This window comes from Promicromonospora alba, assembly GCF_042654905.1.
Lineage (GTDB): Bacteria > Actinomycetota > Actinomycetes > Actinomycetales > Cellulomonadaceae > Promicromonospora > Promicromonospora alba.
The window spans coordinates 406,734-419,445 of the sequence record NZ_JBHSFI010000002.1 but is presented as its reverse complement, the minus strand read 5'-3'; the positions used below and the strand labels follow the sequence as shown (position 1 = coordinate 419,445).

Annotated in this window: 12 protein-coding genes and 1 tRNA gene; 7 read left to right on the top strand and 6 right to left on the bottom strand. The window is 73.2% G+C overall.

Features of this window, described 5'->3' with window-relative positions:
- Window positions 1-36: 36 nt before the first annotated feature.
- Window positions 37-522: a MarR family winged helix-turn-helix transcriptional regulator gene (locus tag ACFO6V_RS05005; protein WP_377132866.1), complete on the bottom strand. Its 486-nt coding sequence runs from the start codon at window positions 520-522 to the stop codon at window positions 37-39.
- 30 nt (window positions 523-552) lie between these two features.
- Between ACFO6V_RS05005 and ACFO6V_RS05000 the strand changes: the two genes are divergently transcribed.
- Entirely contained in the window at window positions 553-1,656 is a 1,104-nt protein-coding gene (locus tag ACFO6V_RS05000) for a GNAT family N-acetyltransferase (protein WP_377132864.1), read from the top strand.
- A 13-nt stretch (window positions 1,657-1,669) separates the two neighbouring features.
- Here the strand turns inward: ACFO6V_RS05000 and ACFO6V_RS04995 are convergent, their stop codons facing one another.
- Both ACFO6V_RS04995 and ACFO6V_RS04990 read right to left on the bottom strand, forming a co-directional pair.
- Window positions 1,670-2,212, bottom strand: coding sequence for a nitroreductase family deazaflavin-dependent oxidoreductase (locus ACFO6V_RS04995; RefSeq protein ID WP_377132862.1), 543 nt, complete (start codon window positions 2,210-2,212; stop codon window positions 1,670-1,672).
- A gap of 61 nt (window positions 2,213-2,273) precedes the next feature.
- Window positions 2,274-3,542, bottom strand: a complete 1,269-nt coding sequence (locus tag ACFO6V_RS04990; RefSeq protein ID WP_377132860.1) for an MFS transporter — start codon at window positions 3,540-3,542, stop codon at window positions 2,274-2,276.
- A gap of 55 nt (window positions 3,543-3,597) precedes the next feature.
- Between ACFO6V_RS04990 and ACFO6V_RS04985 the strand changes: the two genes are divergently transcribed.
- Window positions 3,598-4,638: an ArsR/SmtB family transcription factor gene (locus ACFO6V_RS04985; RefSeq protein ID WP_377132858.1), complete on the top strand. Its 1,041-nt coding sequence runs from the start codon at window positions 3,598-3,600 to the stop codon at window positions 4,636-4,638.
- Window positions 4,639-4,644: 6 nt separating this feature from the next.
- On the opposite strand, the gene ACFO6V_RS04980 is transcribed toward ACFO6V_RS04985, so the two are convergent.
- Window positions 4,645-5,544: a LysR family transcriptional regulator gene (locus ACFO6V_RS04980; protein WP_377132856.1), complete on the bottom strand. Its 900-nt coding sequence runs from the start codon at window positions 5,542-5,544 to the stop codon at window positions 4,645-4,647.
- Between the two features lie 87 nt (window positions 5,545-5,631).
- On the opposite strand from ACFO6V_RS04980, the gene ACFO6V_RS04975 reads away from it, so the two are divergent.
- The 4 genes from ACFO6V_RS04975 to ACFO6V_RS04960 all read left to right on the top strand — a co-directional run bounded on the left by ACFO6V_RS04975 (window position 5,632) and on the right by ACFO6V_RS04960 (window position 9,531).
- The gene (locus ACFO6V_RS04975) at window positions 5,632-6,477 is read left to right on the top strand and encodes an LLM class flavin-dependent oxidoreductase (protein ID WP_377132854.1); all 846 of its coding nucleotides are present in this window, start codon (window positions 5,632-5,634) and stop codon (window positions 6,475-6,477) included.
- Entirely contained in the window at window positions 6,474-7,166 is a 693-nt protein-coding gene (locus tag ACFO6V_RS04970; protein ID WP_377132852.1) for an alpha/beta fold hydrolase, read from the top strand. Before ACFO6V_RS04975 ends, ACFO6V_RS04970 begins: the two co-directional genes overlap by 4 nt.
- 67 nt (window positions 7,167-7,233) lie before the next feature.
- Window positions 7,234-8,919 carry an outer membrane protein assembly factor BamB family protein gene (locus tag ACFO6V_RS04965; RefSeq protein WP_377132850.1) on the top strand — a complete coding sequence of 562 codons (1,686 nt, stop codon included), beginning with the start codon at window positions 7,234-7,236 and terminating at the stop codon, window positions 8,917-8,919.
- A 468-nt stretch (window positions 8,920-9,387) separates the two neighbouring features.
- A complete protein-coding gene (locus ACFO6V_RS04960) occupies window positions 9,388-9,531 on the top strand; it encodes a hypothetical protein (protein ID WP_377132848.1) in 144 nt (47 codons plus the stop codon).
- Window positions 9,532-9,593: 62 nt separating this feature from the next.
- Here the strand turns inward: ACFO6V_RS04960 and ACFO6V_RS04955 are convergent.
- Window positions 9,594-9,667, bottom strand: a tRNA-Pro gene (locus ACFO6V_RS04955).
- 492 nt (window positions 9,668-10,159) lie between these two features.
- Between ACFO6V_RS04955 and ACFO6V_RS04950 the strand changes: the two genes are divergently transcribed.
- Window positions 10,160-11,365: an ROK family protein gene (locus ACFO6V_RS04950; protein ID WP_377132846.1), complete on the top strand. Its 1,206-nt coding sequence runs from the start codon at window positions 10,160-10,162 to the stop codon at window positions 11,363-11,365.
- 14 nt (window positions 11,366-11,379) lie between these two features.
- Here the strand turns inward: ACFO6V_RS04950 and ACFO6V_RS04945 are convergent, their stop codons facing one another.
- Window positions 11,380-12,693 (bottom strand): enolase C-terminal domain-like protein, encoded by a 1,314-nt coding sequence (locus ACFO6V_RS04945; protein ID WP_377132844.1) that lies wholly within the window; start codon window positions 12,691-12,693, stop codon window positions 11,380-11,382.
- Window positions 12,694-12,712 lie beyond the last annotated feature (19 nt).

The following is a 12,712-nucleotide window of genomic DNA, read 5'->3' as shown; positions in this document are numbered from 1 at the left end:
CCTAGTGCCGGGCCGGGTGTCGTGCCGAGCGCCGGGTCAGCCCGGAGCGTCCGCGATCCTGGTCGCCAGATCCCTGATCGTCTCGAGCTCCTCGGGGCTCAGGTGGTCGACGAACCGGCGTCGTACCGAAGCGAGGTGCGTGCTGGTCGCCTCACGCAGCGCGGCCAGGCCTGCGGGGGTGAGCTGGAGCACGACACCGCGGCGGTCGGTGTCGTCGGGCAGGCGGTCGACGAGCCCGCGCGTCTGCATCCTGCTGATCTGGTGCGAGAGGCGGCTGCGCGACCACTCCATCTTCTCCGCCATCTCCCGCAGTCCCCACCGGCGGTCGGCCCGGTCGGCGAGCGTGCTGAGCACGTCGTAGTCGGGCATCGACAGGTCCGTGGGGGAGAGGTCCTTCGTCGTCCGCTCGGTGACCGCGACGAGCATGCGGCGGAACGCGCGCCACGCCGCCTCCTCGTCGGGTGTCAGCCAGCGCCGGGTGCCGCGCTGCCCGGGGAACGGTGCCGGGTCGGTCGTTGACATGTCTATGACCCTACCTCTAGGTTCGATTTCATGTACACGTCAACGAAAAAGCCGCAGGTCCTCGTGATGGTGCCCAGCACCCGCCCCGGGCGGCGCGGGCCGGCGGTGGCCGAGTGGTTCACCTCGGCCGTCGCCGGGCGTGCGGAGGCGCTCGGCGTGCGGTGCGCCCTCGCCGACCTGGCGGAGATCGACCTGCCGTTCCTCGACGAGCCGGAGCACCCTTCGACCGGGCAGTACGTGCACGAGCACACGCGCCGGTGGAGCGAGCTGGTCGGGGGTTCGGACGCGTTCGTCGTCTGTACGCCGGAGTACAACCACGCCATGCCGGCGGCGCTGAAGAACGCGTTCGACGCCCTGTCGGCCGAGTGGGCGGACAAGCCCATAGCGTTCGTCAGCTACGGCAACACCTCGGCGGGCACGCGCGCGGCGCACATGGGCAAGAGCGTCGCCGTCACGCTGGGCATGGTACCGATCCGGGCGACGGTGAACCTGCGCATCGCGGACAGCTTCGACGACGACGGGCTCGTCCCGGACGCGAGGCGCTCCGCTGCAGCCGTGCGCATCCTCGACGAGCTGCACGAGCTCGCGGGGCTGCTCGGCCCGCTCCGTCGTCCCGGGCGGGCACGGCTCACCGCGCCGGAGCACGCCGGCATCACCATCGAGCCGGCCCGGGACGACGACGCGGGCGAGCTGCTGGTCCTGCAGCGCTGCTGCTGGGTCGAGGAGGCGGTGGTCAACGCGACCCTCGACATCCAGGCGCTGCACGAGCCGCTCGACGTCGTCCGGCGGGGAATCGCCGAGCACGCCACCTGGGTGCTGCGGGACGGCGGGCGGATCGTGGGTGCCGTGCGGGCGCGGAGCCAGGGGGCGGCCTGGGAGGTCGGACGCCTCATGGTGGCGCCCGACCACCGGGGTCGCGGGCTGGGCCGGTTCCTCCTGTCCTGGGTGGAGGCGCAGGCCCCCGAGGGCACTACCCTCCTCAGGTTGTTCACCGGCGCGCTGAGCTCCAGGAACCTCCGCATCTACGGCCGGGCCGGGTACCGCCACGAGTCCACGTCCGAGGGAGTGGCCCACCTGTCCAAGGCGGTGCCGTCCCAGGCGGTGGCGGCCGGCGCCGAGCGGGTCGGCGTCTGACCGCGCCGGACCGTCAGGCGGCCTGAGCCCGGCGCAGCACCAGGAAGTCGTTGACGCCGAACAGGCGGACGAACGGCAGCTGTCCCGCAGGCACGTAGGGCAGCGCCTCGGCCCTGCCGACGACCCGCGGGGCGGCCACCCGGTAGGTCTTCCCGTCCAGCTCCAGGTCCGCGACGCCGGCCGCGCGGATGTTCCGCAGCCAGTCCGTGTCGGGCCCGTACGAGAGGACGGCGAGGAAGTCGTCCTCCATGGGGAAGACGCCGATCGGGGTGGCGTACGCCGTCCCCGAGCGTCGCCCGACGTGCCGGACCACCGCGAGCGGGGATCCGGGCCGGCCGGCGGTCCGCAGCATCCGGGGGTTGTTGAACCGCCGGTTGAACCCGCGGACGACGGCGAGCGCCCGCGGGTCCTTGGTGCGCATCACCAGCACGAGCGTCACGAGCACGGCGACGGCCAGCACCACCAGCCCGGCGACCGCCCACAGGACCGCGATCCCTACGCCGCCCCATACGGCGTTCCCGCTCGCCGCGGCGGCCCGCGCGAACTCAGCCATCATGGTCTCTCCCCGGTCGGGCCTGGCGGCCCGTGCATTTTGTACGGTTAGTGCGTTCTGCGGGTCAACGCACCAGGGCCGCGGTAGGTTTCCCGACCCCGCCGCGGGCCACCATCGCGGCGGCCGTCCCGGCGGCGACGAACAAGGCGGCCAGACCCAGCCAGCCCACCGTCCCGTGCTCGATGGCGGTGGCCGTCACGAGCGCGGGGGCGACCATCGACGCGACGGCGTAGCCGGTCTGGCTGAGGCCCTGGTACGCGCCGGCGTGCTGGGGGCCGGCGAGCTCGAAGGCCATGCCCCAGCCGCCCGCCTCGCCGAGGATCTCGCCCAGGGAGTGGGCGAGGGCGGCGACCACCAGCAGCGCGCAGGCGGCCGCGAGGTTGCCGTACCCGGCCAGCGCGTACAGGACGCAGGCCGCCGCGAGCAGCCAGGACGCGCGCCGGACGGTCACTCCCGCGTGACGGACGTCGTGCGTGCCGCGCGACGCGCGCACCTGCAGCGAGGCCACGACCACGGTGTTGAGGACGAGCAGCACCGCGACCATCGCCGTCGGGGCCTCAGTGGTGGCCACCCAGAGCGGGACGCCGACGGTCTGGAGGCCGAAGTGCATAGCCACCACCGCGTTGCAGGCCACGGCGGCGACGTACCGGCGGTCCCGCCAGGGCGAGGATCCGCGCCGCCTGCCCTGCTCGTCGGACTGCTCGTCGGTGGGCTGCTCGGTGGCTACGCGCTGGACCATCCTGGCGGCAAGCTCGGGAACCTGGCGGCCGAGGCGCGCGAGCGGCAGGGCGGCCAGCAGGAGCAGGACGCCGACGGCGAGCATCGCCGTCCGATAGACGGCAGGGGTGTCCACCAGGAGGGCCGCCGCGGCGGCCACCGTGCCCAGCCCGATGAAGACGTTGGTGACCACGCGCATTCGTGCCCTGACCTCTACGCGCTCGGGCCCGGTGTACCACCGCGCCAGCATCGCCTGCTTGGACGAGCCGCTCGCCGAGCGCAGGCCGATGGCGAGGCTCGCGACCAGGGTGAACACGACGGCGTCCGCCGCGAGGGTGTAGGCGAGCATCGCCAGCCCGTTCAGGCCCGTGGCCCAGGCCTGGACGTGGTGGGCACCGACCCGGTCCGACAGCCACCCGGCCCCGTAGGCGGCCAGCACGCCCACGCCGCCCGCGATGCCCAGGCCGAGGCCCACCGTCGTGGCACCGAGCCCGATGACGCGCGTGAAGTACAGGGCGCTGACGGTGTAGAAGACGCCGCTGGACAGGGCGAACGCCATGGTACTGAGAGTCAGGGAGCGCGCGACACGGTCGCTGGGGAAGAAGGTCTGCTGCACGCCCCTTTGTCCGCCGCGGAGGGCCTCCAGCTCAATTGATGTAGCGTGCGGCTACATGGAACGCCAACGGACCGGCGGGCTGATCGAGTACGAGCTCGCCGGCATGGACGTCGCCGACGTGCGCTTCGCGGTGTCGCCCCTCACCGAGCTCACCCTGTCCCTGCGCACGTTCCGCGACCCCGGCCGCTACCCGGTGCACCTGCCCTGGCTCCAGCGCACCGAGCAGGCTCGCTCAGCGCTGGACCTGCCGCTGCTGCGGGCGCTGACCAACAGCGTGCTGTGGACGCCCGACTACCTCACGCCCAGGCCGTACAGCCCGCTCACCCGCATCGGGGACGAGCTCGCGGCCGTCGAGAACGTCCACCTCCCGCGGATGCTCGACGACCTGCGCGCCGTTCACCCCGACGCACTGCCCGCACCGCTGCGCGGCGACCCCGAGACGGTCCGCGAACGCATCGCGACGGCCCTGCGCGCGTACTGGGACACCTGCTTCGAACCCTGGTGGCCGCGCATGCGCGCGGTCCTCCAGGCCGACGTCGTCCACCGCGGGCAGGTCATCTCCGCCTACGGGACGGCGGCCATGTTCGCCGACCTCAGCGACCGCGTGCGGCTGGTCGACGGCGTCGTGCGCGTCTGCCTGGGCACCGACGCCCGGTTCCGGCGGCCCACCACCGGCGAAGGGCTCACCCTCGTGCCGACGCTGTTCACCCGCGGCGCGACAGCCCCGATCTCACCGGAGGAACCGCCCGTCGTCATGTACGGCGCGCGCGGCGTGGGAACGCTCTGGCAGGCCGAGCCCCGCCGCGCGCCGGCGGCGCTCGCGGGCCTGGTGGGTGCGCCGCGCGCCGGCTTGCTCACGGTCCTGGCGGCGCCGGCGTCGTCGACCGAGCTGGCGGGCCGGCTCGGGGTGACGACGTCCGCCGTCAACCAGCACCTGCGGGCACTGCGTGATGCGGGCCTGCTCACCAGTGCGCGGCACGGACGTTCGGTCCTGTACCTGCGTTCCGAGCTGGGCGACGCCCTGGTCGCCGGCGTCGGTGCTGGTGCTGATGCCGGCCCGGCCGCTGGGCTGGACAGAGCGAGCGCCCGGGCCTGAGCCCGCTCACTGGAGACGTCGGAGGTCCTGCGCGATCTCGACGGTGAGCTCCACGGCCCGGGCGGCGAGCGGGGACAGGGTGCGGTGGGCCCGGCGGAGCAGGTAGAGCTCGCGGTGCGCCACCGCGGGGCGCAGCTCGTGGATGCTCAGCGTCTCGTCGGTCGTCGCTCCGGCGCCGTGGATGGCCAGCCAGGGGAGGATCGCCGAGCCCAGACCGGCGCGGGTCATCGAGAGCACCGCCTCGTTGCCGCCGGCCCGGAACATGTACTCGGGCCGGACGCCGCTCGCGGCGAGCGCCTCTTCGAGGGCCGGCTGCGCGCAGTCCGGCGGCCAGGCGACCATCGGCGCCCCGTCGAGCGCGGCGAGGTCCACGGGGCCGTCGGGAAAGCGCCCGCGGGAGGCCACGAGGAAGTACGGGTCGTCGAGGAGCTTGACGTACTCGACGCCGGCGTCGTCCTTGCGGACGTCGTAGAAGAGCAGGTCGACCCGTGCGAGGTCGGGGGAGTCGGACTCGTCCTCGGAGAGCCGGATCTCACAGCCGGGAAACTCGTCGAGAAGCCTGCGGACCAGGGCCGGGAGCAGGGTGTTGGACACGCTCTGGAAGGTGCCGATCGTGAGGCGGCCCTCGCCGGCCTTGAACCCTTCGACGGCGGCGTCCAGCGCGTCGGCCCTGGCGAGCAGCTCGGCGGCGTGCACCTGCACCACGCTGCCGAGCGGGGTGAGCTGGACGGGGCGCGGGCCGCCCGGCCGGTCGAAGACGCGGCCGCCGACGGCGCGCTCGAGGCCGGCGATGTGCTGGCTGACCGTCGACTGGGTGTACCCGAGCCGGGCTGCCGCCCGGCCGAACGACCCCTCGCCGATGACGAAGGCGAAGGTCGCGAGATGCCGGAGCTCGACGTCGGTCATGTCACCGAGGGTATATCGCCAGAGGCGATCGTCACCATCGCATTTCATCGCTTTTCACGATGGCGGCGCGGTCCTAGCGTTGCAGCCATGACCACACACATTCGATCGGCATTCTGGATCCCGGTCTTCGACGAGCTGGCGGACCCGCGGGTGGTGGCACGGCTCGCGGCCGAGGCCGAGGAGATCGGCTGGGACGGGTTCTTCCTCTGGGACCACATCGCGTGGGCCGCGCCGGTGCAGCAGGTCGGCGACCCGTGGATCTCGCTCGCGGCCGCGGCGACCGCTACCGAGTCGATCCGGCTGGGGCCGATGGTCACGCCGGTGGCGCGCCGTCGGCCCGTGAAGCTGGCCCGGGAGACGGCCTCGCTGGACCAGCTCTCCGGCGGGAGGCTGACCCTCGGCGTCGGGCTCGGCAGCGACGTCTACGGCGCGGAGTTCGTCAGCACCGGAGAGGAGGTCGACGCGCGGGTCCGGGCGGAGCGGCTGGACGAGACGCTGGACATCCTCACCGCTGCCTGGTCGGGGCTGCCCGTGCACCACCGCGGCAAGCACTACGTGGTCGACGACATCACGTTCCTGCCCACGCCCGTGCAGGAACAGCGGGTGCCGGTCTGGGTCGCGGGCTACGCGGGCCGCGTCAACCCGATGCGCCGCGCGGCAAGGTTCGACGGCTATTTCCCGATCGGCGTCCGGCACCCCGACCAGATAGCGGAGCTGCGCGAGACGATCAGCGGCCTCCGGCCGGACCCCTCGGCGCCCTACGACCTGGTGGTGCCCGTCGCGCCCGGCGCGGACCCCGCCGGGTACGCCGCCGCCGGCGCCACCTGGTGCCTGACGGAGCTCGACCCGGACGAGATGACGCTCGACCACGTATGGGGAGTCCTCCGGGACGGGCCTCCCACCACTTCGCACAGTGAGGCGGTAGCACGATGAGCACCTTCGTACTGATCCACGGTGGCGGAGACGTCGGCTGGCACTTCCACCGGGTGGAGGCCGAGCTGCGAGCGCGCGGGCACGACGTCGTAGCCCCTGACCTCCCGGCCGACGACGACTCGAAGACCCTCGCGGACTACGCGGACGTCGTCGTGGAGGCCGTCGGCTCGAAGCGGGACCTGGTCGTCGTCGGCCACTCGTTCGGCGCGTTCACCGCGCCGCTCGTCGCCGAACGTCTGCGCGCGGACGCGCTGGTCCTGCTGGCCGGGATGATCCCGGCGCCGGGGGAGTCTCCGGACGACTGGTGGGCGAACACGGGCTACGGGAGCGCGGTGGCGGAGGCGGCCGAGCGGGACGGCGGCCTGACCGGCAGCGCGGACCCGTACGTGAGCTTCTATCACGACGTGCCGCGGAAGATCGCGGACGAGGCGATGAGCAAGGAACGTGCGCATCCGTCGAGCGCCGCGTCGGCGGCCCCGTGGCCCTTGGCCGCGTGGCCCGACGTGCCCACCCGGTTCCTGCTCTGCAGCGAGGACCGCTTCTTCCCGCCGGACTTCTTCCGCCGGCTGGCCTCCGACCGCCTGGGCATCGTGCCCGACGAGATCGCCGGCAGCCACTGCGTCGCGCTGGGCCGGCCCGTCGAGCTGGCGGACAAACTGGAGGCGTACGCCGCCGCGGTGACCGGGTAGTTGTCGAGGGAGCGAGCGTCGGGGGATTCATCCCCTACGGTGCTCTATCCGCATCTATGCTCGCTCCATGCCGAGCGATCCGGATGAGGGCTCCGCACTCGTCTTCGACCTGGTCGAGCACGACGAGCCTGGTCCGGGAGGGGTGCCTGGGGCCCTCGGTCCGGACGGAACGGTCCAGGTGGCGGCCTTCGCTGTCCTCGACGACGCCGACAGCGAGCCGGACGTACCGCCCGCCCGCGGGGCGGACGCCTGGCGGCGGACCGTCCCGACGGTCGCGGCGGTCCTGGCGATCGCGCTCGGGACGGGCATCGCCTCGGACGGTGTGCGGGACGCCGCGCGGATCGAGCGGATGCGTGACTTCGGCGGCGCCGTCGAGGACGTGTCGACGCCGCTGACGGAGAAGTGGTCGTGGGACGGGACCGTCGGCGTCGGCCAGGGCTGGGACGGGACCGAGGCGATGGTCCTCGACGACGTCCTGGCGTTCCAGTCCGGCCGCAGCCTGGTCGCGCTCGATCCCGCGACGGGCGAGGAGGCCTGGGACGTCCCGCTCGGCGACGATCCGGCGTGCGGGCCGAAGGGCATCTCGCCCTACGAGGGCATGTCGGTCCGGTCGACATCGCTGCTGGTGTGCTTGTACGGCACAGCAGCGGACCGCGAGGTCGTGACGGTGCGACCCGACGGCACGGTCTCCGCACCGCGGACGCTCGACCCCTCGGACACGCGCCGGCACGGGCCGGGCCGGCCCGGAGCCGACGGAACCGTCCTGCGGGTCACCCGGATCGGGCCGGAGTCACAGGTCGACCTGGGCGACGCCAGGTGCGAGGACACGGGGGAGTGCAGCGGGACCATCGCCGCCGGGCGGGACGTCGGGCTCCGGGCGGAGGACGCCGTCACCGGAGAGGAGCTCTGGACCGTGACCGTCCCGTTCGAGGAGGCGGACGTCTGGGAGTGCTTGGACGGTTCCTGGCAGGACCAGAGCAGTGGCTCCGCCTTCGACGGGGAGGTGAAGCCTGACGTGTTCGGCGCGCAGGTCGCCACCGACCTGGTGCGGCTGAACGGGTGCGGCGTCGCGGCCACCGTCACTCCGGACGGGGTGGTGCTGCTGGATCCTGAGCCCGCGCCCGGGACGGGCTACGTCGAGAGCCTTGGCCTGGGTGGTTACGTGTACCTGGACTACAGCGGTCCGGGGCGCACCGTCGTGTACGCCGCCGACGGCGCCGTCGTCACCGAGCTTCCCGGCTATGTGCGCGGCCCGACGATCGCGGACGGAACGGGCCCCGACACCTTGCTCGGAACCGACGAGACCGGCCAGCGCCTGCTCGGCTACGGCGCGGACGGAGTCCCACGATGGGACGTGGAGGTGCAGGCTCCCGAGCAGGTCTTCCTCGCGCAGGTGGGCCGCACGGCCGTGGTCTCGGCGCACGGCACGGCCGTCTGGGGGCGCGACGTCGGCACGGGCGAGGAACGGTGGCGGTGGGACGTCTCCGCGGAGGGCGACGTCGTGTTCCAGATCTTCACCGACGGCCGTGCCGTGCTGCTGCTCCTGACCGGGACCGAGTTGGGCGTCTCCCGGATGGTGTCGCTCGACGCGGCGACCGGCGAGCTGCTCTGGCAGGAGAGCAGCGAGGCTGCCGCGGCCAGGCAGGACGTCGCCACGGGCGCGATCGATGAGAACGCGCCCGCCCCGACACTCGTCGCGGTGGACGGGCACCTGCTCGAGGTAACCCGCACCGGCGTCCGGGGGCTCGGATGAACCAGCCGAAGCCCCGGAACGATGCCTCGACCGACGGGTGGGACCACGCGGGATGTCCGGAGAGTGCCTCACCGACGTCGGCCAGGGGTGGCTGATCGGCGGCGTTGTCGTTCTCGGCTACCTGGCGCTGCTGGCCACGGTAGGCCTCGCCGAACGAGCGCGTGAGCGCTTCGGGCAGCGGCGCACGGCATCGCTCTTCTATCAGACGCCGCTGCTCGCGGGCATCACCATGGGCTCGGGCGTCGGGGTGGCGTTGGCGCTCGGCCCCTCGTGGTCGGAGCATGCACGCCGGGCGCTCGACGGCGTGCCCGGGACCGAGGCGGTGCTCGTCTCGGCTGTCGTGACGGTGGTGGCCGCCGTCTGGGCCGTGGTCGTCGCGACCCAGCTTCCTGCGGCGCTGCGTCATGCGCGACAGCGGCAGGAGACCATCGAACGTCTCCGGCGGGACGGCACGAGGTGGCGGCTCGGATGCGCAGCTCGACGGAGCGGGTACCGAAGGACGGGAGCAAAGTGGTTGTCCTCACCGATCTTCGGGGAGCCGTCCACATCGAGCTCGATCCCGAGGTCGAGCACGTCTTCGAGCCGGAGGAACGGTACTCGCCGTCGGAGTAGGTCCCACCCTCGATGAAACGAAAGACGCCCCTCACCTGCGTGAACAGGTGAGGGGCGATCTGTCGGGCTGACAGGATTTGAACCTGCGACCCCTTGACCCCCAGTCAAGTGCGCTACCAAGCTGCGCCACAGCCCGCGGTTGTTTCGAGCATGCTCGACACTACCGGTTTTGGCCCTTTGGGGCCGACGGAAATACTACCCCAACTCCAGCCCTGCGCCCGACCAGAAGGAAGTGTCACCGCGCTGCGCGCGCCGCAGGCCGTCGACGAGCTCCGCACGGCTCCGCCCGTCTTCCGGGTGATCGCTCGAACGACCAGCGCCTTCCGGTCGGGGGCGCCTGCCGGCCTGGACAGTCGGACGAGCGCCGGCAGCGCCTCGCTCGGGACCCGGATCGGGGAGCGGGCGTGGAACTGGACGTGCGTGAACGCCTTGGCCACCTTGGAGGTGGGCAGCTGTTCCTGCCGCAGCTCATGGACCCTGCTCGCTGACGGGATGCCGGGGGCGGGGAGGGAGAGTTCATCACGTTGATTTACACTGAGCGGGCGCACCAGGCGCACCGGGGTGCGAGGATGTGCGGGGGCGGGTATCCGGGCCGCCCGCCGGCCGGTCATCGAGCAGGAGGTCCGCAGTGACGATCGACCAGTCGGCCGCCCCGTCGACCGTGCGCCGGGGGACCAACCTGCCGCGCATGGGTGACTTCAACGAGTCCGTCATCCTCGACGCGGTGCGCCGCGCGCGGGACGGGCTGAGCCGGGTGGAGCTCGCGGGCGCGACCGGGCTGTCGGCGCAGACCGTCTCGAACATCTGCCGCCGTCTGCTCGACTCGGGGCTGCTCGCCGAGACCGGCAAGAAGGGCGGGCGTGCGGGCAAGCCGCGCACTGTCCTGCAGGTGGTGCCCGGTGGCCGGTACGCGCTCGGCGTGCACCTCGACCCGGCGGTCGTCACGTACGTGGTGCTCGACCTCGCGGGGCAGGTGGTGCACAGCGTCCACCGGCCCACGCCCGCCGTCGTCGACCAGGAGTCGACGATCGCCGAGATGAGCGACACCATCGAGACCGTCATCCGGGAGTCCGGTGCGGCCCGCGACCGGATCCTCGGCCTGGGCCTCGCGGTGCCCGGCCCCGTCGACTTCGCCACCGGGTCGGTGGTCGACCCGCCGCAGCTCAAGGGCTGGGGGCGGGTACCGCTGCGCGACCGGCTCGTCGAGGCCACGGGGCTGCCGGTCCTCATGGACAAGGACGTCATCGCGGCCGCGGTGGCCGAGCGCTGGGCGGGCGCCGCCACCCATTCCGGCAACTTCCTGTTCTTCTACCTCGGCACCGGGTCCGGCATGGGCGTGGTGGCGGACGACGTCGTGCTGCGCGGTGCATCCGGCAACGCCGGCGAGGTGGGCGGGCTGGACGCCAACTGCACCACTCGCTCGCTCGTCGACGAGGCCGTGTCCGCGGGCGTCCTGGACGCCGCGCCGGTTCCGGGGCCGCAGGCCGTCGCGGAGCAGCTCGGCCGGCTGGCGGACCTCGCGGCGGCGGGGGAGCGCGGCGCCCAGGTGATCATCGACCGGTGGGCCCGGCGGGTGGGCAAGGGGGTCGCGGCGGCCGCGACGTTGCTCGACTCCGAACTGGTCGTGTTCGGCGGGCCTATCTGGCCGATGCTGTCCGAGCGCTTCCTGGCGGTGGTCGAGCCGATGATCACGAGCTGGCCGTTCGTGGAGAAGATGCACGACATCCAGGTGGTCAACACGCAGCTCGGCGAGGACGTCGGCGCCGTCGGCGCGGCCTGCCTCGTGCTGGACCAGACGCTCTCGCCGCAGCCGCACGCGCTCCTGATCGGCTGATCCGCCCGGCGCGCTCACGCCCGGTGCACGCTCCCGTCCGTGGCGCGCAGCAGGGCCCACCGGTCGTGCTCGAGCGGCGCGCCCACCGGGTAGCGGCGCGCCGCCCGCTCGTCGAAGTCGATGCCCAACCCGGGCACCTCGGGCGCCAGCAGGTGCCCGTCCGTGGGCACGGGCGCGCCCGGAAAGACCTCGAGCGTCGCGTCGCGGAAGGTCGCGGCCTCCTGCACGCCGAACGCGGGGGAGGAGATGTTCAGCGCCATGTTGGCCGCCATGCCGACGGGCGTGACGTCACCCGGGCCGTGCGGCGCGGTGCGCACGCCGAACATCTCGCACACCGCGACCAGCTTGCGGGCCGGGGTGAGCCCGCCGAGCGTGGGGATGCGGATGCGGGCGAAGTCGATCGAGCGCCCGACCAGGAGCGGCAGGTACGCGCGCGGGTCGTGGTAGAGCTCGCCGACCGCGAGCGGCGTGGTTCCCGCGGCGCGCAGCTCCGGGAAGTGCGCGACGTCCTCGGGCGCCAGCGCGTCCTCCAGGAAGTACAGGTGCGCGTCCTCGACGGCGCGGACGAACTGCCGGGCCTCGGCCGGGGTCATGCGCTCGTGGGCGTCGTGCAGCAGCTCGACGTCGGGACCCACCCGGTCGCGGACGTCCGCGAGGATCGCCGGTACGTGCCGCAGGTACGCCAACGTGTCCCAGCGGTCGGTGCGGGTCCGACGCCGGGCCGCCTCCGCCGCGTCGCGCGGCGCCGTGCCGTACGTGTCCCGGCCTGGCACGGCCACCTGCACGCGCACGTGCCGGTAGCCCTGGCCGACGGCGGTGAGTACCTTGTCGGCCACCTCCGCCGCGTCGGCGCCGTCGACGTGCGTGTAGGCCTCCGCCCAGGCTCGCGCCTTGCCGCCCAGGAGCTGGTGCACCGGCAGCCCGGCGACCTTGCCCTTGAGGTCCCACAGCGCCAGGTCGACCGCGGCGAGCGCGTTGTGCTCGATCGAGCCGCCGCGCCAGTAGCCGCTGTTCAGCAGCAGGCGGTGCAGGTCCTCGATGTCGGCGGGGTCGCGGCCGACCAGCAGCGGCCCGAGGTACTCGTCGAGCACCGCCCGGGTCGCCAGCGGGCGCTGCGGGTCGCTCGCGTCGCCGAGCCCGTACAGCCCGGGCTGGTTGGTCTCGACGCGGGTGACGACGTACGGGCAGCCCTGCGGGCCCGTGAGGAACGTGCGCACCGCGGTGACCCGCACGCCGTCGGCCTCGGCGGGGGTCCACGGGGCCGGGGCGAGCACCTCGGCGCGGGGGGTGTCGCGGGCGTCGTCGGTGGTTGCCTGCGGTGCTGTCATCGGTGACCTCGATCCGGAC

Excerpts from the sequence above, each read along its gene's own strand:
- ACFO6V_RS05005 (WP_377132866.1), bottom strand. The coding sequence starts at position 522 with ATGTCAACGACCGACCCGGCACCGTTCCCCGGGCAGCGCGGCACCCGG.
- ACFO6V_RS05000 (WP_377132864.1), top strand. The coding sequence starts at position 553 with ATGTACACGTCAACGAAAAAGCCGCAGGTCCTCGTGATGGTGCCCAGC.
- ACFO6V_RS04995 (WP_377132862.1), bottom strand. The coding sequence starts at position 2,212 with ATGATGGCTGAGTTCGCGCGGGCCGCCGCGGCGAGCGGGAACGCCGTA.
- ACFO6V_RS04985 (WP_377132858.1), top strand. The coding sequence starts at position 3,598 with ATGGAACGCCAACGGACCGGCGGGCTGATCGAGTACGAGCTCGCCGGC.
- ACFO6V_RS04980 (WP_377132856.1), bottom strand. The coding sequence starts at position 5,544 with ATGACCGACGTCGAGCTCCGGCATCTCGCGACCTTCGCCTTCGTCATC.
- ACFO6V_RS04975 (WP_377132854.1), top strand. The coding sequence starts at position 5,632 with ATGACCACACACATTCGATCGGCATTCTGGATCCCGGTCTTCGACGAG.
- ACFO6V_RS04970 (WP_377132852.1), top strand. The coding sequence starts at position 6,474 with ATGAGCACCTTCGTACTGATCCACGGTGGCGGAGACGTCGGCTGGCAC.
- ACFO6V_RS04965 (WP_377132850.1), top strand. The coding sequence starts at position 7,234 with ATGCCGAGCGATCCGGATGAGGGCTCCGCACTCGTCTTCGACCTGGTC.
- ACFO6V_RS04960 (WP_377132848.1), top strand. The coding sequence starts at position 9,388 with ATGCGCAGCTCGACGGAGCGGGTACCGAAGGACGGGAGCAAAGTGGTT.
- ACFO6V_RS04945 (WP_377132844.1), bottom strand. The coding sequence starts at position 12,693 with ATGACAGCACCGCAGGCAACCACCGACGACGCCCGCGACACCCCCCGC.